The following is a 22,621-nucleotide window of genomic DNA, read 5'->3' as shown; positions in this document are numbered from 1 at the left end:
TGAATATGCAAGGATTCAATGCTGATTCTACAAGCCACCGCGAGTTGCCAGAAAATATTACGATTCCACCAATCCGCGGCGAAATGGCGCGTCTTAGGCCAGCAACAATCGAAGATTTGGCGCAAATGGACGCATTGCACGCTTTTGATGGAGCAGCCGTTATAACAGGCAAAGATTCGCAATCGGAGCGCGCTATGGTTCGTGCTTGGGTAAATCGTTCTGTGCAATGGTCTTCGGCTGGAATCAATGAGGCAAAATCTAATCAGTATGCCGCCGCTGGCGACGCTCAATCGCGCCCAACAATCGCATGGTCAATTGTGCCAGATTTTATTGATGACTCCGAAAACGCTAATGGCAATATTATTGGAATGATATTTTTAATTGACATTGACGGTTGGTCTAAATCCGCTAGGATCCAGGTGATTCTAGGACGCGACTATAGGGGTCGTGGGTATTCTAGGGATGCAATGCCTAGAGTTATGACTTACGGTTTTGCGCCAAGCGAGGTGGGGCTTGCTTTACACAGGATTTGGGTTGGTGTTCCTGCAGCAAACGCGCGCTCACTTTCGGTATATCAGTCGCTTGGCTTTATGAAAACTGGAACATCTCGCGACGCTTTGTGGGATTCTCAAAGCCAAAAATATCAAGATTTTGTAGTAATGGACACTCTTGTAGACGAGTACGATGCAATTCGCTCGCTAGACGCTTTTGGACTACACGTTATTGAAGATAATCCTGGCGTTTGCGAAGCTTTAAGCGCGCACGAACATTCGATTGCAATCCCAGTTAAAAATGGCGATTCGCGCAAGTCGTTAACGGCCGATAAGGCCGAGCATAGTGTTAAGCACACGGATAATTCCTCTAAGCGCGCATGGTGGCGTATTATAGGACGAGGCCGCAAGCGTGCTCAAGAAGACGACGCAGCGAATAAAGCTACATCAAATACGCCAATCACGCCAACGGAAGGGAAGCAATGAGCGCCGAAGACCTCGACAATTACGAAACAGACGCCGAACTTGCGTTATACAAGGAATATCGTGACGTTATTAAGCTTTTTACGTACGTTGTAGAAACAGAGCGCCGATTTTACTTGGCAAATAAGGTTGATTTTAACGTGCGCTCCGCAGGTCAAGACGTGTACTTTGACGTGCAATTAACAGACGCTTGGGTGTGGGATGTTTACCGACCTTCGCGATTTGTAAAAAACGTTCGTATTGTTACGTTTAAAGACGTAAATGTGGAAGAAGTACAAAAAACAGATATTGATATTCCAGAATCTATCGCGTGATAAGAGTATAATAGTAAAGCTTATATTTAGATTTCAGTATAAATACGTGCTTGCAATTTTGCGTTTTTGACTTTATAAAGCGGTTTTTAGTTATGGAGGAAAATTGGCTGATACACAATCCCAGAAACAATCTGTAGTGATTATTGGTGGCGGTCCGGCAGGGTTGACGGCAGCTTGGGAGCTTGTAAAAGATGGCGGCTCTAGCCGCTACGATGTGACTGTTCTTGAGGCAACCAGCGAGTTTGGTGGCATTTCTCGCACCGTAAAATACAACGGAAACCGCATGGATATTGGCGGACACCGATTCTTCTCTAAAGACGATCGCATTATGCAATGGTGGCGAGATATGTTGCCTCTTCAGGGCGCTCCTTCTTACGACGATAAGAAGCTTGGCAGGCATCACGATTTAGAGGCTGGAGGCCCAGACCCGGAAGTCGAAGATGAAGTTATGCTTAAGCGTCATCGTGTTTCTAGAATCTTCTGGAATCATCATTTCTTCGACTACCCTATTTCTCTTTCGGCATCCACCTTGCGATCTATGGGCTTTGTGCTAACAATGAAGGTTGGTTTTAGCTACCTTTGGTCCATGATTCACAAGTTGCCAGAAACAAACCTCGAAAACTTCTACATTAATCGCTTTGGCAAAAAGTTGTATTCCATGTTCTTTGAGGGCTACACCGAGAAGCTTTGGGGAAGGCATCCAAGCCAGATTTCTGCCGATTGGGGCGCTCAGCGCGTTAAAGGCTTGAGCATTGTTGAAGTTTTGAAGAACGCTATTTCTAAGCTTATGCCTAAGAATAATGCAAGTCAGAAAGAAGTTGAGACTTCTTTAATTGAAGAATTTTGGTATCCTAAGCTTGGTCCAGGTCAGCTTTGGGAGACCGTTGAACGCCGCTGCCGCGAAAATGGAGCCACTGTTTTAACAGGATCTAAAGTTGTTGCCGTAAAGCAAGCGGATGGCAAGATTTGCAGTGTTGTTGTTGAAAATCAAAATGGCGAACGCAGTGAGCTTCGTGCAGATCAGTTTATTTCGTCTATGCCAATTAAAGATTTGGTTGCATCTATTGAGCAAGGCGCGAATGGCGATGCAAATGCAGAAGTTCCACAAGACTTGCAAAAAGTTGCAGCAGGCTTGCCTTACCGCGATTTTGTAACTGTTGGCTTGCTTGTTAAGCGCATGCGTTTGCGCAACACTACAGATATTCCAACGCTTGGCAACCCTCCTATTGTGCCAGATTGCTGGATTTACGTTCAAGACCCTGGCTACAAGGTCGGACGCTTGCAAATCTTTAACAACTGGAGCCCTTACCTCGTTAAAGATGTTGATAATACCGTTTGGATTGGCCTTGAATACTTCTGCAGCGAAGGCGACGATTTTTGGAATATGAGCGACGAAGAAGCTCGCAAAAACGCAATTGACGAGTTGATTCGCATGCAAGTTATTGACAGCGAAGACGACGTTTTAGATGCTCATCGCGAACGCGTTCCAAAGGCCTACCCTGCTTACTTTGATACTTACGCTCAAATGCCTGATCTTGTTAAGTACTTAGACGGTTTTGGCAACTTGTATTGTGTTGGTAGAAATGGCCAGCATCGCTACAATAACCAGGATCACTCAATGGCAACTGCTATCGAAGCTGTTCAAAACATCAATAGTGGTAAGAAGTCTAAAGATAACGTTTGGTCTGTTAATACCGAAAAATCGTATCACGAAAAGAAGTAGCGTCTGTAGCGTATTCGCGTATATCGCACATATAGTGCATACCCTGCCGCGCGTGTTGTTGTGAGTCTTACGAGTGTAGTAGCATACATTTATCAGCGACTAATACACATTGATATGTGTTTGTCGTTATATTCACAACGGATTTTCCGTAATCTTCCACGTAAAGCTCCAAGCAATCTATCTTGGAGTTAGGGAAAGGCATAACTGTGGCAACAAGCCAAAATCTTGATGATATGAAGCTTTCGGAGCTTAAGGATCTTGCGAAGCAAATGGGTCTACGCGGTACGTCTACAATGCGCAAGCCAGATTTGGTTGCTACGCTAACTGCTGCGCGCAATGGTGGGGATGCTCCAGCTGGTGTTAGCGTTCATGTTCCTAAAAGCACTTTACGAATAAATCGTGTTTCTCAAAGCGACGACGAAACGCAAAACAATTCATCTTCTTTTGAACTCCGCTCGAGCATTGACACGAATCGCGATTTTAATGATTCTTCTGATTCAAGCGATGCAAATAGTGGGACGCGTAATCGCAATTTTGCGCGCGAAAATCAGACTCATCGATATCGCAAAGAAGGCTCTGCAAATGTTACGAGAGAAGATAACGCTCGTACAAATGCAAGCGTAAACGCTGAGCAAAATAATGGTAGTAATTTTGCTAAAACAGACGAAGTGGATGCTAATTTAGATCAGATTCTTGCCACTTTGCCAAGCGAAAAGTCTTCTGCTCCAAACGCTAACCGCAACTCGGAATCGCGCAGAATGCGTATGTCTACTCGCTCTAGCGAAGAAAATGATTACACTTCTAAAGCAGAAAGATCTGATAGATTCCAGCGCAGAACGCGACGCACTAGAGACGACTACGATTCTAAAGCGGAACGTACTGAACGTGCGGAACGCTCCGAGATTCGCGAAGAGCACGAGATTCACGAGCAAGCTCCACGTCGCGAAGAGCCAAAAGAAGAGCTTGTTCCAGTTGCTGGCATTGTAGATGTGCTTGAATCTTACGCATTTGTGCGTACTTCTGGCTATTTGCCTGGCCCAAATGACGTTTATGTTTCTATGAGCCAAATCAAAAAGTACGGCTTACGCAAGGGAGATGCGGTTCAAGGCTCTATTCGCGCTCCTCGCGAGGGAGATCGCAGGAATCAGCGTCAAAAGTTCGTTCCTTTGCAAAGCGTTGACAGCATTAACGGCATGAGCGTAGAAGAGTCTCAAAATCGCCCACAATTTGCTAAGCTCACACCTTTGTATCCGAATGAACGCTTAAAGCAAGAGACTACGCCAAATCGCATGCTTGGCAGAATCATTGATCTTGTGGCACCTATTGGCAAGGGTCAGCGTGGTTTGATTGTTTCGCCTCCTAAGGCTGGTAAAACAATCACTTTGCAAAATATTGCTAACGCAATTGCTGTTAACAATCCAGAAGTACATTTGATGGTTGTTCTTGTAGACGAACGCCCAGAAGAAGTTACCGACATGGAGCGCACAGTTCAGGGCGAGGTTATTTCTTCTACATTCGACCGCCCAGCATCAGACCACACTACTGTTGCAGAGCTTGCGATTGAGCGCGCTAAGAGGCTTGTAGAGCTTGGCCAAGATGTTGTTGTTCTTCTTGATTCCATGACTCGCCTTGCTCGCGCATACAATATTGCTGCTCCTGCTTCTGGCCGTATTCTTTCTGGCGGCGTGGACGCTCAAGCACTTTACCCTCCTAAGAAGTTCTTTGGCGCAGCACGAAACATTGAAAATGGCGGCTCTTTGACTATTATTTCTTCTGCTTTGGTGGAAACTGGTTCAAAGATGGATGAAGTTATTTTCGAAGAGTTTAAGGGCACTGGAAACATGGAGCTTCGTTTGAGCCGCGATTTGGCAGATAAGCGACTGTTCCCAGCTGTAGACATTAATTCTTCTGGCACGCGCCGCGAAGAGTTGATTACTCCTGCTCAAGAGTTGCCGATTATTTATCGCTTGAGGCGATTGTTCGGCGGACTGGAGCCAGAACAGGCTTATCAGACTTTGGTTCCGCGCTTAAAGAAGACCGCTTCTAATCGCGATTTTCTTGCGGCTATTGTTCAGCAAGCCAACAATTCCACAAATGGCGGAACAGGCGCAATCGCATAAAGTTTTCGCGTAAAATTTACATATAAAATAAAAATCTAAATTAAATGCCTCTTGATTTAATAATCGGGAGGCATTTTTAATAATCTCATACATAAAACATACAAAAACATACAAAAAATGGAATGGTCAAAAGTTTATATATGTAAACATGTGTTAAATAATGTGAAAAACCGTGATTTTTTATCTAATTTTGTTCTTTTTCATTAAAAAATACGATACGATTGAAGAGACTGCAGGGGGCGCAGCTAAAGTCGAAGAAGCAAAACAAAGATTTTGGTGGCGCTATATGAGGATGGAGATCGCATGACGGGAAACTCTCATAGGATTGAAAATAATATTCCTTCTGGCTTAGAAACCAGCGCGAGCACAGTTGCTCCGATAGATTCTACGGATGCAATTATTGTAGATATTCTTGAGCACGATGGCCGTGCAACATTAACCAAGCTAGCTAAAGCTTCTGGACTGTCTGTTTCCGCTGTGCAATCCAGAGTTCAAAAGCTCGAGCGCAAAGGAATCATAACTGGATATCGCGCTTTGATTGACTACGAGCGCAGAGGCTTGCCAGTAAGCGCATTCGTGGCGGTTACGCCTCTTGATTTTGAGCAAGAAGCTTCCGTTCCAACCAAGTTGAAAGACATTGACGGCATTGAAGCGTGCTATTCGATTACTGGAAGCCCAAGCTTTATGCTTGTTGTTCGCGTTGCAACTCCTAGCAAGCTAGAAGAACTAATCAACACAATTCATCGTGTTGTTCCAGTTAGCACAGAAACAACAATGGTTTTGCAAACTTATTTTGACTAAAAATAGCATGTTCAACTTTTCTAAAGAGTCGATTGACGCGCGCGAACATTTTGATGAATCGCATTGCAACGATTGCAACGATTATAGTGATTGCAACGATTGCAACGATTCAATGAATGAGATTTTTGCGCTGCGTCAGTCGATTGACAATATTGACAATGCAATTGTTTCACTTCTAGCAGAGCGCTTTAAAGTTACGGAAAAAGTCGGAGAAATAAAAGCTCGCGCAAATCTTGCTACAGAAGATAAGTCTAGGGAAAATCGCCAGGCGAATCGACTTAAAAAAATTGCTGAAGAATCTGGATTAAAAGAAGAAATCGCGCTAGAGTATCTACATTTTGTAGTAGCGGCGGCAAAAAAACGCCATCAAGAAATCAAAAATAGTCAAAAATAAATACAAATTTAATCAAAAATAGTAAAAAATATAGTAAAATATAAAAAATATGCGCGCTTAGAGTCATAATAAAAATATGACTATTGCAACCGTTGAACGTTACGCACAAATGCTTGATGCAGCCAGCAAAGGTGGATACGCCTACCCTGCGATTAACGTTACTAGCACACAGACCTTAAACGCAGCACTACAAGGATTTGCCGAAGCACAAAGCGACGGCATTATTCAAGTGTCTGTTGGCGGATCCGCATATTTTTCTGGCCAGTGCGTAAATAATCGCGTTGTTGGATCAATCGCATTTGCGCAATTCGCGCATCAAGTTGCTGCACAATACCCAAACATTACGGTTGCATTGCACACAGATCATTGTGCAGAAGCCTATTTAGACGATTGGATTAGGCCACTTTTAGCTTATGAAGCAGATCAAGTTGCAAATGGCAAAGAGCCGATTTTTCAGTCGCATATGTGGGATGGCTCCACAGTTAAGCTTGAGCACAATCTAGACATTGCAGAAGAATTACTGGAAGAGTCTGCAAAAGCACGCACGATTTTAGAGATTGAAATTGGCGCAGTTGGCGGCGAAGAAGACGGCCACAGAGCAGATATTGACGAAAAGCTGTACTCCACTCCCCAAGATGCTATGCGCGTTGTTGAGCGATTAGGTTTAGAGGACCGCGCAAAATACATGGCCGCTTTTACGTTTGGAAACGTTCATGGAGCTTACAAGCCAGGCGTCGTTAAGCTTAGGCCGCAATTACTAGACAATATTCAAAGCGCTGTATACAACAAGTACAAGCTTGATTTGTGTAATCGCAAGTTTGGCGTGCCAACAAAACCATTCTTGCTAGTGTTCCATGGCGGGTCTGGCTCTACAGCCGAAGAAATTGCGCAAGCTGTAAAATATGGCGTTGTAAAAATGAATATTGACACAGATACGCAATACGCTTTTACGCGCGCAATCGCCGACCACATGTTCCACAACTACGATTCCGTTCTTAAAATCGACGGCGAAGTTGGCGCAAAGAAGCTTTACGACCCAAGGTCTTGGGGCAAAGAAGCAGAAAAAGCAATGGCTCAGCGTGTTGTTGAAGCATGCGTGCAGCTAGGCTCTGCTGGAAAAGCTCTAAAATAGTGTAATCGCAAATATTAGGGTTATAGTCCAAATGTGTCTATAACCCAGCTTTCTTGCTTACTCGCATAACGCATTGCATATTCTACAAATTTAAATTATCTCCAATGTAAATGGTTAAATATTCCATTTTTATATTCTTCATTTTTATTCAGAAATTCTTTTATTTCAGTCTCATAATTATGATTGTTTTCTATTTTTGATACTAAATACATTAAATTTACTAATGCTGCAGCAATAGATTTATCTGTATAACCGTTTAATAAAGAAGAATTTTTAACATCACGAATTGAAGGAGTCGATATTACAGTTTCCTTATACCATAACCTACAATGATGAGAACACAAATTACGCAAGTACACTATTGAATGGATTGATTCAGAAGATTTACGAATTTCTGTTTTTAACCCCATTGAATCAAAAAGTTTTCGCAACACATTAGTATCTTTATACAAAGAAATCATTCGTGAAATAGTATCAAATGGAAAAGCTTCAACAGCAGCCCATATTGGTATAGGTTGTTTCTTACTCTTATAATGTTTTATACAAACTTCGTTAGATTTTTCCAGCCATTTATTCATATTAGATAAAAGATTATTTATGCTTATATTAGACTTTTTAATATATGAATCTGAATTGAGGTATGTATATGCTCCTCCAGAGTTTGCAACGTGATATGCAAATCTAGATCTTAATGTTAACTCTACTTGTGCGGTACCTTTAAGAATAATTGTTCGCAATTCTTCATCCATTTTGTACGGCACAAGAAAATCAACATCTTTACTACCTGGCTTAAACTGATTATTGCCAGAAGAAGGATCGACTTGAAACACTCGAAAATACCCAGATAATCTATAGTAGTTGCAGTTATATAGCATACTTTTAAAATTATTTTCATCTGTAACTACTAATTCTCGAGTTTTCATGAGTTGAATCATATCGTCAATAGATTTTGGAGGCTTTGAATCAGCTGAAAAACAAGAAGAACCCCCAGGTTTGAGCACTGTTAGTAGGCTTAGGGGGCTGCTATTACTGGCAAGTTTAGCAGACATTTCTTACCTCCTCAATCTTCAATCTCTTCGGCGAGTCTCACTAGGAATGTAATTTATATAAATTCTAATACTAAATACGCTTTTATAGTTTGCTTTACATAAATTGTGCATAACTACATTAGGCACACTTAAAGGTTAGGAGTTGATCGCGATAGTACTCGTATTGCTTGCGTCTAGCTTCGATTTGCTCAAGCAAACTAACTCGCATCAGCATTATTTGGCATTATTCGGTATTGGCTTTGCGCTAATCTTGACACGTAGGAATTGTGTTTATTTGGGCAATGTTAGCCCAAAAAATGGAGGTGCGGCATGCCTGGAATTGTGCTTATTGGCGCTCAATGGGGTGACGAAGGCAAAGGTAAAGCAACTGATTTAATTGGTTCTAAGGTAGATATTGTTGCGCGTTTTAATGGCGGCAATAATGCTGGCCACACTGTTGTTGTAGGAAACGAATCTTACGCATTGCACTTACTTCCTAGCGGCATAATCAGCCCAAATGTAACTCCTGTTATTGGAAACGGAGTTGTTATAGACCCAGAGGTTCTTTTTGAAGAGATTGACGCGCTAGAATCACGTGGTGTTGATTGCTCGAGGTTGCTTGTTAGCGAGTCTGCGCATGTTATTACGCCTTATCATCGCGTAATCGATAAAGTTACAGAGCGATTCCTTGGAAAGCACAAGATTGGCACAACGGGTCGCGGAATTGGACCGACTTATGCCGATAAGATTAATCGCGTTGGAATTCGCGTACACGATTTGTTTAACGCGGATCATTTGCGAGATAAAGTAGAAGCCAGCTTGCATCAAAAGAATCAAATGCTTGTTAAGCTCTACAACCAGCACCCAATTGATATTGATGCCGTTACAAGCCAGCTCGTAGAACTTGGAAAGCGCTTAAAGCCATACGTTGCCGACACTTCGCTTGTGCTAAACCAGGCAATGGAAAATGGTAAAACCGTGCTTTTTGAAGGCGGCCAGGCAACTATGCTAGACGTTGACCACGGAACATACCCATTTGTAACGTCTTCTAATCCTACAGCTGGAGGCGCTTGCACGGGTACGGGCGTTGGTCCTACTCGCATTAATCGCGTAATCGGTGTTGCTAAGGCTTATATTACGCGCGTTGGCGAAGGCCCATTCCCTACAGAGCTTTTGGACGAAAGCGGCGATTGGCTGCGCGAGCAGGGTCACGAATATGGCGTAACTACTGGTCGCCCTCGCCGATGCGGATGGTTTGACTCTGTTGTTAGCCGCTATGCAACTCGCGTAAATGGCCTAACTGATATTGTTCTTACAAAGCTAGATGTTTTGACTGGCTTAAAAGAGATTCCAGTTTGCGTAGCTTACGATGTAACTTTAACTGACGGAAGCGTTGAGCGCGTAGACGAGATGCCAGTAGATCAGTCTTTGTTTGCTAGCGCTAAGCCAATTTACGAGATGCTTCCAGGCTGGAGCGAAGATATCTCTAAAGTGCACAAGTTTGAAGACTTGCCTGCAAACACTCAAAGCTACGTAAAGCGCTTGGAAGAGCTTTCCAGATGCCGCATTTCTGCAATTGGCACTGGCCCTCAGCGCGATCACATTATTAGCGTTCATTCGCTGATTGATTAGTGGCTATTAATGCTGACTAAATAGTTGACTAAATACATATTAAATGCGATTTAAGGCGGCTAAAAATATGAGTGTTCCGAGAAAAAATCGCCCAGACTTGCCTAAAAAGCGCCAGCATAAAACACTTGGATTAAAAATCTATTTTGTTGTTTTTATTGGCGGATTGCTTGGCGCTTTTGTGCGTAGTGAAATAGGCGTTTTTACGTACGGCATGCATTGGGATTCGGGATATTCTATGCTTTTTAGCCGCTTTACTTTTGCAACTCTTTTATCTAACGTTTTAGCATGTTTTATTCTTGCTTTAGTAAGTTCGCTTGTAGCAAATAGATTGCGCAGCAAAAATAAAGACTTAATAAAATACGGCTTTTGCACAGGATTTTGCGGCGGACTTTCAACAATGTCTACTTTTGCCTTTGAGGGCGCGCATTCCGCATTTACTGCAATGAACATTGTAGAAGTAATTGCCATTATGGCGTTGTCTATGGTTCTTGGCGTTTTAGCAGTGCTTGTTGGGAGTCTAATTGGAGATAAAATTTTTGCTTTTAAAGGCAATGGCAGCGTAAAAAATGCTGGTGATGCAAACGCCATCAATAAAATAGACGCTAACAGGGGCGGTGCAAAATGATGTCTTACGCATACGTTCTTTTTTGGCTGCCTCTTGTTTTTGCGGGACTTGGCGCCGTTCTTCGTTGCGCAATATCTGACGCAATCGGGCGCGTTTATAACCATGATTTTCCAATCGCGACTTTGCTAATCAACGCTTTTGCGTCTTTTATAATGGGCTTAGTTGTATTTTTAAGTTCTTCGATTATATACGATTTAACTTTTGCTTCGACTATTATCTACACGTGCGCATTGGGATTTTTAGGTGGATTTTCAACGTTTTCAACCGCAATCTTAGAAGTCGTAAGCCTGTTTAAGCTAAAGAAAATCAAGCTTGGACTATGTCTTTTTATTAGCGAACTAATAGTGCCATTCTTGTGCGCATTTATTGCATACGCTGGACCGTGTTTTGTAATGTTTTTACTTCTAAAGTCTTAGTTTTTAATTTTATTAATTGACGTATTTTATTTATTAATTAATGTATTTTATTAATTAACGTTTATTGTGTTATTAAAATGTTAAAATGCTTTGTGTATTTGTTTGCGATTTGATTTAAGAATAGGTTTATTGTGACTTTAAAGAACGTAGGCGGTTTTATACGCGACTTTTTGCGCGACTTTTCGGATCGCATTCTTAAAACACTTAAGCATCTTAGATGGAAGATGGTTCTTGCAGGCGTAGTTGTTGGCCTTGTTTCGGGAGCGCTTGTAGCAACTTATAGACTTGGGATTGAGTACGGAACCGATTTTGCGCGATGGATGTATGTGCGAATATTGCAAAACATGCTTTGGATTGTGCCGTGCGTAGCTTTTGCGATTGTTGCTGGATTCTTTATTGGCTGGATGAGTCGCAAAGAAAGCATGGCGTCTGGAAGCGGCATTCCACAAGTTGTTGGATACGTTCAGCGCGGTCTAAAAATGTGTTGGAACACTATTTTGCCTGTTCGATTTGTAGGCGGATTGTTGGGTTCGCTATTTGGCTTATCTCTTGGGCGCGAAGGCCCTTCGATTCAAATCGGAGCTTGCGGCGCGCAAATGATGTCTCGCATTTTTAGAAAAGGCAATAAAAACGATACGCAAGAACACTATGTTGTAACCGCTGGAGCTGCAGCTGGCTTATCTGCAGCATTTAGCGCTCCACTTTCTGGGCTTATGTTTGCTATGGAAGAAGTTCAACACGGATTGTCTTCTACAGTTCTTATGGGAGCTGCTGCTGCATCTATTTGCGCGGACTTTGTGTCTCAAACATGCTTTGGACTTCGGCCTGTTTTAGACTTTGGAAAGATTCCAGACTTGCCAATGACGCTTCATTTTTGGCTGATTCCGCTTGGCATTTTTGCGGGACTTATTGGCTCTTTAATGAATAGATCCTTACTTGGATTGCAAACGATGTATAAATATTTGCCAAAGTGGGCTCCTGTATCTATAGCATGCTTAATCGCGATTCCTGTTGGCTTATATTTGCCAGATGTTCTTGGCGGAGGATCGAATCTTGTTAAGCTCTCTGAATATGGAAAAGCAAGCATAGCGCTTTTGTGTATTCTGTTTGTTGCAAAAATGCTATTTACTTCTACAAGTTTTGGATGCGGAGCGCCTGGCGGAATTTTTATGCCAATTCTTGCTGTTGGAGCACTTGCAGGCGGCGTTGCTTCTCGCACAATAATAAGCATTCCGATTCTTGGCATTGACGCAAAGCTAATGCCAATTTTTACAGTTTGTGTTATGGCTGGCACGCTTTCGGCTTCTGTAAAAGCTCCGCTCACTTCGATTTTGCTAACTGTAGAAATGTCGGGAACAATGATTCACACTCTTCCAGTTGCTGCATCTGCTTTTATTGCGCTTCTTGTATCCGATATTTTGCACACTAAGCCAATCTATGGCGAACTTCTGGAAAGGTACATGGCTTCCAATCCAAAACTCGTGCGCTAATATGCTTATACGCTTATACAAAAATACGCTAAAACAGCAATGTGGATAACTTTTTGGCGGATTTGCAACGTTTATTGAGCCTTTAACCACATTCTTACAAAAGTATTGCTTATTTATTTTGTATGCGATTCAATAGCTGCATGAGCAATATGAGTATTGATAATTACGATGCGCCTTCGTGCGCCGCTAGGGTACTTAACACATACCCTCCGCAAGCGAGCGCGCTTAAAAACGCCATTAATCAGTCTAATAATGTTAACGACTCAACTGTTATTGCATCTTTTAATCGCAGTTGTGAACTGGCTGAAAATCCTACGTTTAACAAAGATTTTGGCGTTATAAGCAATCGTGTTCTTCAAGACGATCGCAATAATAGTGTTGCTCAAAAAACTACTGGAAGCTTGAACTACTCGCTAAAGCCTTTTCCAAAAAATGTTGTAATTGGTTCTGCAGCAAATAGCGGAATTGGCTTAAGCACTACTCTTGCACTTCTTGCAAGCAATATTGCTAGTAAAAAATACGTTGTAGCTTTAATCGATGCAGATATTTCTAATGGCGGTTTAGATGTTCTACTTGGATTGGAGCAAGACGAAGGCAGAAGATTGCAAGAGGTTCAAGCTCCTTTAGGAAGACTAGACGGTTACGTTTTGCGTTGCGAGCTTTTGCATTGGAACAATGTGGATATTCTGGCCTACTCACCTTGGAAAAATCAGGAGCCTAAGCCATGGGTTATTGAGGCCGCAATTAGAGGTCTTGCTAAAGCTTGCGACGTTGTGATTGTAGATATTGGATCTGGATTTTCGGCAAGAAGGCTTTTACAAAGTCTTCCAACTCTAGCGAATGTTCCAACAATTTTTGCATCGGAGCTTAGCGTTTTAGGTTTAGCTCGATTGCGAGCGCATTTGCAAAACCTAGAGTTGGATCATAAAAATTACGCGGAAAATCTAACTTATATTGTTGCAGGCTTAAATCCACGCGGACTTTCTAACAGATTTTGCCCAGTAGAGATTACAGAAGCTTGTGATTATTTACTTTGCAATGTAGAAGGCCCAATTGGTCACGATTCTAAGATGTACGAAGACATAATTGGTGGGTATGGGATTAGAAGCATACCAAAATGCGCGCAAAGTGCGGTAGAAAAAATCACCATATGGCTGCTTGGCGACTCGCGCAAATCGGGTTTAATGGCATCTAGCACGCAAGGTGATTCTTCTTATGCGTTTGGCAGATTTTCAAAAATAGTTGGTGGTAGGCATGGCTTTACAAGATATTGATTTTGGAATTTTGCAAGATATTGCAGATAATCCAAATGTAACGGATATTGTTGTTACAGACGAGGGAAGAGTTTGGGCAGACTTTGGACTTGGGCTTAATGAATACAATCCAAGAATCCCGTTTGATAATCCCAGTGTTTTGCGCGAATATGCCGTCTGGCTTTGTGCTCAATTGGGTAAACGATTAGACGACGCATGCCCAATTGCAGACGCTTCTAGTCCACTTGGTGTGCGAATTCACGCGCTTATTGCACCAATAGTTTTGAGCGGAGCTGCCATTTCGATTCGCTTCCCTGCGCTAAAGCACTACTGTTTAACGGAACTTAGCAGCAAAGGCATGTTTCCAATTGAGCTATCTAGGATTCTTTATTTGCTTGTTGAGAGTCGCGCAAATATTTTGATTACAGGTAGCACGGGTTCGGGAAAAACAACACTTATGAAGGCTCTATTAGCTTCTTGTAATCCAAAAGACAGAATAGTTACTGTTGAAGAAACTAGGGAATTGGGCTGTGTTTCTAACGATTACGTTTCTTTAGCAACAAGAGAAGCAAACGTTGAAGGCGCAGGATGCATTGATTTACAAGAGCTTGTAAAAGCCACTTTGCGAATGCGACCAGACAGAATCATTTTAGGAGAATGCAGAGGCAAAGAAATCGCTGATTTATTGCGCGTTTTTACATGCGGACACAAAGGCGGAATGACGACTTTGCACGCAGATAAAGTACAAAAAGTTCCAGCGCGATTAATGGCACTTGGTCTGCTCGCAGGGCTGGAGCCAATGGCACTTTGCGCTCTTGCTGCAGACGCATTCGACGTTGTTATTCACGTTGAGCGCGTAAACGGGATACGCGTTGTAAAGGAGCTTGGAGTTTTAAGATCTAATGATTCTGGCGCACTAGAAGGCGTTCCTGTTTTAAGAGTTAAAGACACGCAAATAGAGGCCACTTTAGCATGGAAAGAGTTTTCGTCTAAATGGCATTTGCCACTAAATTCGCAAATAGTTTTAAGAGCTTAACAAGCAAAAAGCAAAACGGGCAAAAATAAGGCAAACTAACAAGCAAAATAACAAGCAAACTAACAAGCAAAATAAAAGCTAACAAAGGATTTAACATGAGTATTGAAGAGTCGCTAGCATCTCTTGTTGCATCATTAAAATCGGGAGCTTCGTTTGAGTCAATTATTGGCGTATGCTCAGATTGCAATGCTAATGGCAATGCGCGCAAAGCATACAACAAGCAAATAAATGCAGAATCCATATTACAGTGGTTTGATTCTAGACTAAGCGAAAGCACAATCACGTCTAGTTTAGATAGCTCTTTCAAAAACGCGAAGAATACAAAGAATACAAAAAATTATAAAAATGCCAAAAAACAAAAAGACATTCGTAAAATAGCGCAATCTCTTATGAGTGTATACAAATTAAGTAATTCGATTGGCTGCCCAATGGCAGATTGCGTTCAATCTGTTGCGGATTCTTATTATGCAAACAAAAGGGTTGATGATTTAAGCGCGGAAGTTTTTGCAATGCCAAAAGCCACTATTAAGTTGCTTATTGCACTGCCATTTTTGTCTCTTTTAACTGGTCAGCTTTTAGGAGCAAACCCAATACTAATGATTTTTACTAGCTACAAAGGATATACGCTTTTAAGCGTTGGAATGGCATTTTACGCGGTTGGAGTTATTTGGGTTGCGCGCATTCTTAAAAATTCTAGAAACGCAATGCAATCCGCTTCTTTTAATGGCAATTAAAACGCAATCAAAAATAATCTACGAAGTAATCAAAGAAGTATTTTAGTCAAAACTTAATGCAGTAAAGGAGGATAAATGCTAAGAGCAATTATTATTTGGCTTATTTTAGTTGCATACATAATTATTTTGTGCAAACTTTTTTCTAAGCAAATGGCATCTAGCTCACTCTATGAGCGCGCTGTTAAGCCGAGCGTTTTTATGCAAAACACTTACGACTTTAGACAAAACATACTAAGCGATATAGATCCGATTCTTGGTTTGCAAATGATAATAGTTGCACTAAAAAGTGGTGTTGCAATAACTAGAGCACTAGACGTAGTCGGTTGTTCTTTGCCTGCATCAAAAGGAATTTGGCTAAGTCGCGTTTCTAAAGCGCTTATCTCTGGCAGCACTTGGAGAGAAGCTTGGAGCGAGCCACATGTTTGCTTTAGTAAAAAAGATAAGAACGCTTGCGCATCTTTGATTTTAAGCACATGGCTAAAAAATTCTTTGCGTGAATCTTGGATTTACGGAAGCTCCCCCGTACCAGTACTTAACGCCGTTTTGCAAAACTACGAGCAATCAATGAAGAATGTTGCAAAAAAAGAAAGTTCGAAACTTTCTGTGCGACTTCTTTTGCCAGTTGGATTGTGCTTTTTGCCAGCGTTTATTTTTGTTGGCATTTTGCCAACAGTTGCATCATTTATGCACTAGCTGCAAATCGCAGTGAAAAATCGCAGTGAAAACGATTTTATATAAAAAGTCGCATATAAAAGTCTTAAAAATGGCACTTAAAAAATTTGTATCCAAACTGGGTACATAAATAAAAAATAAACAATAAATAAAAGAAAGGAAGGTAAGTAACATGAAAACAATTGCTAAAGCATTTTCAAAACTTTGTTGCGAGTTTACAACAAACGCAAACAAAGGATTGATTAAAGCAGAACAGGCGTGCAATAGTATGCAAAACCGCTTGAATAACAGTCTAAAGAAACTAGACGAAGGAGCGGTTACTGCAGAATATGCGGTTGTTCTTATAGCTGCTACAGCTTTTGCAACAGTTCTTATTGCTATTGCTAAGTCGGATGCTGTGCACAAAGCTATTGGCGAACTTGTTAAAAGAGCTTTGCACGTTAGCTAATGTAAAGAAGAATATAAGTTGTTAAGCACTGCGTGAAACATTGCGTGAAACATTATGAAGCTCTTGTTGATATTTAACAAGATTCGATGAGATTAAACAAGATTCAGATTAAACAAGATTAAAACAAGATTAAACGAATGCTAAAGAACTAAGCATAAACACTAATAATGGAGATTCACTAATGCGAAAGAAATGAGAAAAATGAAGAATTATACGTTTTTGAATATTTTCAACAAAAGGAATGCAAAAAATACGAGCATAAATAGTTACAAGCACACTAAAAGCACTAAATTCACTAAAGATGTTAAAGATGTTAAAGATGTTAAAGATGTTAAAGATTCAGGTGCAGTAACCGCAGAATTTGCGATTATTCTACCTACAGTTGCGATTCTTGCTATAGTGTTAATTTTTTTAGGCAAATCAGTAGTAAATACAATGAATTGCAACGATGCAGCAGGCCAAGTTGCCTACTACATTGCATCTACACACGATTCTAAAGAAGCTCAAAATATAGTGCATAAAGTATCTGGAAAAAATAGTTCTGTAAAAGTCGAATATGTTGGAAATATGGCAGATATTGTTGTTAGTTGCCCGGTTGTGCCAGACCCGCTGAAGATTTTGCCAATGCAAGTAGAAGCGCGCATTAGTCAGGTTTTAATATGAATCAAAAAAGAGCTAAGCGATTAATAACGCAATGCTTAAAAGCTAAACATTTACACGGAGCGGATTGCGGATCTGGAACTATGCTTGGCATAGGATTAGTAACCGCAATCTGCTCTATTCTGGTTCTTTGTGCGGTTATTGGAACGATTCTTGTTTCAAAACATCGCGCATATGCGTTAGCAAATGCATCGGCAATATCGGGAGCGGTTGCTATACAGAACATGAACGGAGACGCTTGCAAAATCGCGCAAAACACAGCTACAGCAAACAATGCAAAAATCGAGTCTTGTGTGGAAAAAGATAACGACATATCGCTAAAATTAAGCGTTCCTTTACACGTTCCAATGGCCTCTAGAATAACCGTAAGCGCTAAAGCGGGTTTAGTGGATTGTAGCGAGTGAACCATAATGTAGCATGTAGTAGAGTGCGCATCGTTAGCATGTTAGTACTTAGATGATTAAAATGGAACAGATGATTTGCTTAAACAGTAAGCGGATTCAAGTTAATATCTAGTTGGCGGTAGGTTATAGTTATGGCACTTGCGTTGTATCGAAGATATAGACCAGACACTTTTGAAGGTGTTATTGGTCAAAATCAGGTTACGATTCCGCTTATTAGAGCACTTGATCAAGGCAAAATTACGCACGCGTATCTGTTTTCTGGACCGCGCGGATGTGGAAAAACAAGTTCGGCACGAATTTTAGCGCGATGCATTAATTGTGAACAAGGGCCAACTTCTAAGCCGTGCGGAAAATGCCAAAGCTGTAAAGATCTTGCAACAGGCGGCCCAGGTTCTATAGATGTTGTAGAAATAGACGCAGCAAGCCACAACGGCGTTGACGACGCTAGAGAATTACGCGAGCGCGCAGGATTCGCACCAGCAAGAGATAGATATAAGATTTTTATTTTAGACGAAGCTCATATGGTAACTCCTCAAGGCTTTAACGCTTTGCTTAAGATTGTGGAAGAGCCGCCTGAGCACGTTATGTTTATTTTTGCTACAACTGAGCCAGATAAGGTGATTGGAACAATTCGCTCCAGAACTCACCACTACCCGTTTAGGCTTGTTCCGCCAGAAGTAATGGGGCCGTATTTAGAGAGTATTTGCCAAAAAGAAGGCATTAAAGCACAAAAAGGCGTTCTTCGACTTGCCATGCGTGCAGGTGGCGGCTCCATGCGAGACACGCTTTCTGTGCTAGATCAATTGATGATTGGCTCCGTAGATGGCGTTATATCGCTAGATTCTGCGGTTGCTCTTCTTGGATTTACGCCTTCTAACTTAATCGGAGATGTTGTTGACGCTCTTATTGAAAAAGACGGAGCAAAACTTTACGAAACTGTGCAAAAGGTTATTGTTGGAGGCTTCGATAGTCGCAAGTTTGTAGAAGATTTACTTGGTCGCTTGCGCGATTTGTTACTATTAGCTTCTGCTGGAGTAGATAGTGCTAAAAACTTGCTTGGGGATTTATCGCCAGAAGACATGCAAGTTTTGCAACGTCAATCAAGTCAGCTCACTTTGCGAAGCTTGTCTAAAATGGCAGAAATCGTAAATAATGCTTTTTCGGGAATGGCAAATGCTGTTTCGCCTAGAATGAATCTTGAAATTCTTGTTGCACGCTTACTTTGCACTAGAACGGATTCGAGCGAAAACATTCAAACACAAGTTTATGCAAAAAATGTTGAAGCGCCAAAAGCGAACGTAAAGCATTTTATTGGCTCGGCCGATGCAACTAAAAATGCAAATGCAGCTGGGTTTACAAACGCAACCGAGTCTGCAAGCATAATGCAAAACAATGCGCAAAACACTCAAAAATCTGTTATTACAAATACGATTGAAACTGCAGAAACAGTTGCAAAGTGGCCAGAACAGCCAGAAAACGCAAACGCTAGCACAAATGCAAATGCAAGCGCAACTACAAGCGCGCCTCAAATTTTAGACGTTGACGAAGCTTGGAACAATCTTGTTAAAAGTCTTCCAAGCGATGTTCGCGAATACGTAGAAAGAAATCACGTTCCAAAAGTTAGATTAGACGAAAGCAATCCGCTAAAAAGAAAGCTTGTTTTAACATTTGATGAGCCTATAAGTCAGCATGCTTTTGCTCTTGCTCTTTGCACGACTGCTCCTTACGATGGCAAAAAAGTGCCAGTTGTTGTTATGAGCAAAGTAAAAGACGTTTTTGGTAAAGATGTTTCAATCGCGCCTGATTCTGTTGCGGAAAATGGACAAAAAGTTGAGTCTGTAGCAAAAATGGATCCGCAAAAGCTTGCGCAAGTTAAGCGCGAATTACTTATGCGCAAAGCTGGAATTGTAAAAGGATTTGGCAAAAACACAAGCGAGAAAAGCGAGTTAAATGCTGATAGCCCTTTAGGCGGTGATAACCCTTTAGATAATTCTTTAGATGATCATTTAGATAACCCTTTAGATGATCATTTAGACGCATCACAAGATGACGCTTGGGCTAGTATGGCTTCCGCTCCAATGGGAGACGCAATTGCACCTGCGCGAGCGCAAAATAAAACGCAGTCGCAAGATAAAACTCAGCAATCGCAAGCACTGCATAGTCAGCAAGAAAAGCAAGCAATAAAGCCATTTAACAGTGCGCAAAACGTGCAAGAAACGCAAGAAGCTTATCAATCGCAAGAATCATTGCAAGAACAAGCTCCGTCGCAAGCACAAACTCATTCTGCAGAGGGCATAAATGGCGCTCAAGAAGACGAATGCTCAATGCAAGACGAGTCTTTAGAATCCGCTACAAATTTGAGCATAGACGACTTGGAAAAAATGTTTGAAGTCAAATCTGTAAAAGAATTCGGCGCAAGCGACCCAAATAATCCTAAAAACGCGCGTGCTCGTAAAAGAAAGCAAGAGGAATAAATGCATAATGTGTCATCGTACGAAGGCGCAATCGGCAGAGTTATAGACGCATTTTCTAGCCTTCCTGGAATCGGCCCAAAAGGCGCACAACGAATTGCATTTTACATACTTTCGTCTTCTAACGCGCAAGCGCAAGAACTAATCAACTCGATTAACGACTTAAAAGAAAACGTGCGATTTTGCGAAATTTGCGGTAACGTGTGCGAACAAAGCCCTTGCGTTGTTTGCTTAGACCCTAGAAGAGATCACACAAAAATATGCGTTGTAGAAGAGCCAAAAGACATTATGAGCATTGAGCGCACGCACGAGTACGCAGGCGTTTACCACGTTTTAGGCGGAGCGATTAATCCAATGGCAAACGTGGGACCTGCAGACTTAAAAATAACGCAACTACTTGAGCGCTTAAAAGACGCGCAAATAAAAGAGGTTATTTTAGCGCTAGATCCAAATATAGAAGGCGAAGCAACAGTTACGTATTTAGCACGACTGCTTGAGCCGCTTGATATAAAGGTGACTAGGCTTGCAAGCGGATTGCCAGTTGGTGGAGACCTTGAGTATGCAGACGAAGTGACTCTTGGGCGCGCGTTTGCAGGAAGGCAAGATGTTTAGAGATTGCACGCGGAAAAATCGCAAGCAGCCGCTCGCCAAAATTCACGCCACTAATATATTGCAAAATAAAAATAAAAATAAATAGAGCACGCTTGGTAATCTGATTTTGTAGTCTGATTTTAGATTAGTTCTTCTAACGCGCGTGCTTTAGAAGCATAACAGCTGAACATAAGGGGTTAAAGTGGCTCTTATAGTGCAGAAATACGGCGGTTCGTCTGTAGAAGACACGGACGCAATTCAGCGCGTAGCAAAAAGGATTCTCGACACAAAAGCTGCTGGAAACGACGTTGCGGTTGTTGTTTCGGCTATGGGAGATACAACAGACAATCTTATTGACCAAGCAATGAGTGTAAACGCACATCCGCCTGCCAGAGAGATGGATATGCTTATGACTGCAGGCGAGCGCATTTCTATGAGCCTTCTGGCAATGGCGATTCACGCGCAAGGCTCGCACGCATACTCTTTTACAGGGTCGCAAGCTGGTTTTATGACAGACGCGCAATTTGGAGCGGCGCATATTCGCGCTGTTAAGCCAGATCGCGTTCAACACGCGCTTAAAAAAGGCAGTGTTGCTATTGTTGCAGGATTCCAAGGAATCAGCGAAATTGGCGACGACACAACGCTTGGCCGAGGCGGCTCAGATACTTCTGCAGTGGCGCTGGCTGTAGCTTTGGGCGCAGATATTTGCGAGATTTACACAGACGTTGATGGCGTTTTTACAGCAGACCCTAGAATTGTTCCAACAGCAAAGCGAATCCCCGTTATTGACTACGATTCAATGCTAGAGATGTCGTCTTGTGGATCGCGCGTTTTGGCTTTGCGATGCGTTGAATATGCACAACGATTTAGTATGCCATTGCATGTTCGCAGCTCGTTTTCTCACAGAAATGGCACTTTGGTTGTTCCTAATGGCGTAGATCCAAAAAGTCTGCCAAATCTAAGCTAATTATTTATTAAAAATATAGGCATAATACACAAAAATAAAACACAAAATAAAACACACAAAATAAGACGAAACGTAAGACACAGTAAATAAGCAGAAGCAATAGACAGAAGGCGGCAAAAATGGCAAATACAATAGCAAATAAAATGACAAATGTAGATATTCGCTCCACAATGGGCGATTTATTCCCAGACTTAGGACCAGAAACTCCTGTAATTTCTGGCGTTGCACACGATAGAAGCGAGTCCATGATTACTCTTAGAGGCGTGCCAGACAAGCCTGGAAACGCAGCAAAAGTGTTTACGACTCTTGCTACAGCAAACGTTAACATAGACATGATTGCTCAGGCAAGCGCATCTACCGAGACGGCAGACATATCTCTTACAGCTCCAAGCTCGGCTTTGGACGCCGTTTGCAAGGTTTTGCAGGGCGCGCGCGGAGAATTGCAATTTACGTCTATGGATGTGGACCCTTCTGTTGGAAAAGTCGCAGTTGTTGGCGTTGGAATGAAAACTTATTCTGGTCTTGCAGCCACCTTCTTTACAGCGCTAAGCAATCACGGAATTAATATTCTTATGATTTCTACATCCGAGATTCGCATTGCGGCGATTGTTCCAGTAAAGCAGCTCGACGAGGCGGTTCGCGCACTTCACACGGCTTACGGATTGGACGCAAGCAAAGTCGAAGCTGTTGTTTATGGAGGAAGCGGGCGCTGATCGCGCAAAATCGCAAAATAAGG

General features: G+C 41.9%; 23 protein-coding genes. 22 read left to right on the top strand and 1 reads right to left on the bottom strand.

The window, feature by feature from the left end; all coding sequences use genetic code 11:
• Positions 1 to 5 precede the first annotated feature (5 nt).
• The 7 genes from NYP69_RS04980 (at position 6) to fbaA (ending at position 7,458) form a co-directional block, all read left to right on the top strand.
• Entirely contained in the window at positions 6 to 977 is a 972-nt protein-coding gene (locus NYP69_RS04980) for a GNAT family N-acetyltransferase (protein ID WP_473412997.1), read from the top strand.
• Positions 974 to 1,288 carry a DUF2469 domain-containing protein gene (locus NYP69_RS04975; RefSeq protein WP_004105898.1) on the top strand — a complete coding sequence of 105 codons (315 nt, stop codon included), beginning with the start codon at positions 974 to 976 and terminating at the stop codon, positions 1,286 to 1,288. The genes NYP69_RS04980 and NYP69_RS04975 overlap by 4 nt, the downstream gene beginning before the upstream one ends.
• 103 nt (positions 1,289 to 1,391) lie before the next feature.
• Positions 1,392 to 3,011: an NAD(P)/FAD-dependent oxidoreductase gene (locus tag NYP69_RS04970; protein ID WP_016841732.1), complete on the top strand. Its 1,620-nt coding sequence runs from the start codon at positions 1,392 to 1,394 to the stop codon at positions 3,009 to 3,011.
• Between the two features lie 206 nt (positions 3,012 to 3,217).
• Positions 3,218 to 5,131, top strand: a complete 1,914-nt coding sequence (gene rho / locus NYP69_RS04965) for a transcription termination factor Rho (RefSeq protein WP_473412996.1) — start codon at positions 3,218 to 3,220, stop codon at positions 5,129 to 5,131.
• A gap of 303 nt (positions 5,132 to 5,434) precedes the next feature.
• Positions 5,435 to 5,932 carry an Lrp/AsnC family transcriptional regulator gene (locus NYP69_RS04960; RefSeq protein WP_004132301.1) on the top strand — a complete coding sequence of 166 codons (498 nt, stop codon included), beginning with the start codon at positions 5,435 to 5,437 and terminating at the stop codon, positions 5,930 to 5,932.
• 7 nt (positions 5,933 to 5,939) lie between these two features.
• Complete coding sequence (locus NYP69_RS04955; protein WP_473413081.1) at positions 5,940 to 6,326, top strand: chorismate mutase; 387 nt, start codon at positions 5,940 to 5,942, stop codon at positions 6,324 to 6,326.
• A 76-nt stretch (positions 6,327 to 6,402) separates the two neighbouring features.
• On the top strand, positions 6,403 to 7,458 hold the full coding sequence (fbaA, locus tag NYP69_RS04950) for a class II fructose-bisphosphate aldolase (protein ID WP_016636068.1): 1,056 nt from the start codon (positions 6,403 to 6,405) through the stop codon (positions 7,456 to 7,458).
• A gap of 95 nt (positions 7,459 to 7,553) precedes the next feature.
• Here the strand turns inward: fbaA and NYP69_RS04945 are convergent, their stop codons facing one another.
• Complete coding sequence (locus NYP69_RS04945; RefSeq protein WP_473410686.1) at positions 7,554 to 8,507, bottom strand: Abi family protein; 954 nt, start codon at positions 8,505 to 8,507, stop codon at positions 7,554 to 7,556.
• A 309-nt stretch (positions 8,508 to 8,816) separates the two neighbouring features.
• On the opposite strand from NYP69_RS04945, the gene NYP69_RS04940 reads away from it, so the two are divergent.
• The 15 genes from NYP69_RS04940 to NYP69_RS04870 all read left to right on the top strand — a co-directional run bounded on the left by NYP69_RS04940 (position 8,817) and on the right by NYP69_RS04870 (position 22,598).
• Complete coding sequence (locus NYP69_RS04940) at positions 8,817 to 10,118, top strand: adenylosuccinate synthase (protein WP_020757985.1); 1,302 nt, start codon at positions 8,817 to 8,819, stop codon at positions 10,116 to 10,118.
• A gap of 67 nt (positions 10,119 to 10,185) precedes the next feature.
• Positions 10,186 to 10,743 (top strand): fluoride efflux transporter FluC, encoded by a 558-nt coding sequence (locus NYP69_RS04935; RefSeq protein ID WP_415680882.1) that lies wholly within the window; start codon positions 10,186 to 10,188, stop codon positions 10,741 to 10,743.
• Positions 10,740 to 11,159: a fluoride efflux transporter FluC gene (locus NYP69_RS04930; protein ID WP_018632995.1), complete on the top strand. Its 420-nt coding sequence runs from the start codon at positions 10,740 to 10,742 to the stop codon at positions 11,157 to 11,159. The genes NYP69_RS04935 and NYP69_RS04930 overlap by 4 nt, the downstream gene beginning before the upstream one ends.
• A gap of 131 nt (positions 11,160 to 11,290) precedes the next feature.
• The gene (locus NYP69_RS04925) at positions 11,291 to 12,649 is read left to right on the top strand and encodes a ClC family H(+)/Cl(-) exchange transporter (RefSeq protein ID WP_116689897.1); all 1,359 of its coding nucleotides are present in this window, start codon (positions 11,291 to 11,293) and stop codon (positions 12,647 to 12,649) included.
• 140 nt (positions 12,650 to 12,789) lie between these two features.
• Complete coding sequence (locus tag NYP69_RS04920) at positions 12,790 to 13,923, top strand: CpaE/TadZ family protein (RefSeq protein WP_473410685.1); 1,134 nt, start codon at positions 12,790 to 12,792, stop codon at positions 13,921 to 13,923.
• The gene (locus NYP69_RS04915) at positions 13,904 to 14,938 is read left to right on the top strand and encodes a CpaF family protein (protein ID WP_004131070.1); all 1,035 of its coding nucleotides are present in this window, start codon (positions 13,904 to 13,906) and stop codon (positions 14,936 to 14,938) included. The genes NYP69_RS04920 and NYP69_RS04915 overlap by 20 nt, the downstream gene beginning before the upstream one ends.
• A 95-nt stretch (positions 14,939 to 15,033) precedes the next feature.
• Positions 15,034 to 15,672 (top strand): type II secretion system F family protein, encoded by a 639-nt coding sequence (locus tag NYP69_RS04910; RefSeq protein WP_016795458.1) that lies wholly within the window; start codon positions 15,034 to 15,036, stop codon positions 15,670 to 15,672.
• A 75-nt stretch (positions 15,673 to 15,747) separates the two neighbouring features.
• Positions 15,748 to 16,365: a type II secretion system F family protein gene (locus NYP69_RS04905; protein WP_115757037.1), complete on the top strand. Its 618-nt coding sequence runs from the start codon at positions 15,748 to 15,750 to the stop codon at positions 16,363 to 16,365.
• Positions 16,366 to 16,516: 151 nt separating this feature from the next.
• Positions 16,517 to 16,792 (top strand): DUF4244 domain-containing protein, encoded by a 276-nt coding sequence (locus NYP69_RS04900; RefSeq protein WP_004132315.1) that lies wholly within the window; start codon positions 16,517 to 16,519, stop codon positions 16,790 to 16,792.
• A gap of 201 nt (positions 16,793 to 16,993) precedes the next feature.
• Positions 16,994 to 17,455: a TadE family protein gene (locus NYP69_RS04895; protein WP_473410683.1), complete on the top strand. Its 462-nt coding sequence runs from the start codon at positions 16,994 to 16,996 to the stop codon at positions 17,453 to 17,455.
• A complete protein-coding gene (locus tag NYP69_RS04890; protein ID WP_018632981.1) occupies positions 17,452 to 17,856 on the top strand; it encodes an Rv3654c family TadE-like protein in 405 nt (134 codons plus the stop codon). Before NYP69_RS04895 ends, NYP69_RS04890 begins: the two co-directional genes overlap by 4 nt.
• 131 nt (positions 17,857 to 17,987) lie before the next feature.
• Positions 17,988 to 20,330, top strand: coding sequence for a DNA polymerase III subunit gamma/tau (gene dnaX, locus NYP69_RS04885; protein ID WP_473410682.1), 2,343 nt, complete (start codon positions 17,988 to 17,990; stop codon positions 20,328 to 20,330).
• Positions 20,331 to 20,939, top strand: a complete 609-nt coding sequence (gene recR, locus NYP69_RS04880) for a recombination mediator RecR (RefSeq protein WP_018632978.1) — start codon at positions 20,331 to 20,333, stop codon at positions 20,937 to 20,939. It begins immediately after the preceding gene.
• Positions 20,940 to 21,120: 181 nt separating this feature from the next.
• Positions 21,121 to 21,885, top strand: coding sequence for an aspartate kinase (locus NYP69_RS04875; protein WP_004131083.1), 765 nt, complete (start codon positions 21,121 to 21,123; stop codon positions 21,883 to 21,885).
• Between the two features lie 143 nt (positions 21,886 to 22,028).
• On the top strand, positions 22,029 to 22,598 hold the full coding sequence (locus NYP69_RS04870; RefSeq protein ID WP_032819130.1) for an ACT domain-containing protein: 570 nt from the start codon (positions 22,029 to 22,031) through the stop codon (positions 22,596 to 22,598).
• Positions 22,599 to 22,621: the final 23 nt, after the last annotated feature.

It is taken from the genome of Gardnerella sp. c17Ua_118 (assembly GCF_055804255.1).
This window is presented reverse-complemented; position numbering and strand designations above follow the sequence as displayed.

Coding starts and splice junctions, on each gene's coding strand:
- NYP69_RS04895 (WP_473410683.1), top strand. CDS start 16,994: ATGAAGAATTATACGTTTTTGAATATTTTCAACAAAAGGAATGCAAAA.
- NYP69_RS04945 (WP_473410686.1), bottom strand. CDS start 8,507: ATGTCTGCTAAACTTGCCAGTAATAGCAGCCCCCTAAGCCTACTAACA.
- NYP69_RS04960 (WP_004132301.1), top strand. CDS start 5,435: ATGACGGGAAACTCTCATAGGATTGAAAATAATATTCCTTCTGGCTTA.
- NYP69_RS04900 (WP_004132315.1), top strand. CDS start 16,517: ATGAAAACAATTGCTAAAGCATTTTCAAAACTTTGTTGCGAGTTTACA.
- NYP69_RS04910 (WP_016795458.1), top strand. CDS start 15,034: ATGAGTATTGAAGAGTCGCTAGCATCTCTTGTTGCATCATTAAAATCG.
- dnaX (WP_473410682.1), top strand. CDS start 17,988: ATGGCACTTGCGTTGTATCGAAGATATAGACCAGACACTTTTGAAGGT.
- NYP69_RS04930 (WP_018632995.1), top strand. CDS start 10,740: ATGATGTCTTACGCATACGTTCTTTTTTGGCTGCCTCTTGTTTTTGCG.
- NYP69_RS04980 (WP_473412997.1), top strand. CDS start 6: ATGCAAGGATTCAATGCTGATTCTACAAGCCACCGCGAGTTGCCAGAA.
- recR (WP_018632978.1), top strand. CDS start 20,331: ATGCATAATGTGTCATCGTACGAAGGCGCAATCGGCAGAGTTATAGAC.
- fbaA (WP_016636068.1), top strand. CDS start 6,403: ATGACTATTGCAACCGTTGAACGTTACGCACAAATGCTTGATGCAGCC.
- NYP69_RS04935 (WP_415680882.1), top strand. CDS start 10,186: ATGAGTGTTCCGAGAAAAAATCGCCCAGACTTGCCTAAAAAGCGCCAG.
- NYP69_RS04975 (WP_004105898.1), top strand. CDS start 974: ATGAGCGCCGAAGACCTCGACAATTACGAAACAGACGCCGAACTTGCG.
- NYP69_RS04870 (WP_032819130.1), top strand. CDS start 22,029: ATGACAAATGTAGATATTCGCTCCACAATGGGCGATTTATTCCCAGAC.
- NYP69_RS04890 (WP_018632981.1), top strand. CDS start 17,452: ATGAATCAAAAAAGAGCTAAGCGATTAATAACGCAATGCTTAAAAGCT.
- NYP69_RS04915 (WP_004131070.1), top strand. CDS start 13,904: ATGGCTTTACAAGATATTGATTTTGGAATTTTGCAAGATATTGCAGAT.
- NYP69_RS04955 (WP_473413081.1), top strand. CDS start 5,940: ATGTTCAACTTTTCTAAAGAGTCGATTGACGCGCGCGAACATTTTGAT.
- NYP69_RS04920 (WP_473410685.1), top strand. CDS start 12,790: ATGAGCAATATGAGTATTGATAATTACGATGCGCCTTCGTGCGCCGCT.
- NYP69_RS04905 (WP_115757037.1), top strand. CDS start 15,748: ATGCTAAGAGCAATTATTATTTGGCTTATTTTAGTTGCATACATAATT.
- NYP69_RS04940 (WP_020757985.1), top strand. CDS start 8,817: ATGCCTGGAATTGTGCTTATTGGCGCTCAATGGGGTGACGAAGGCAAA.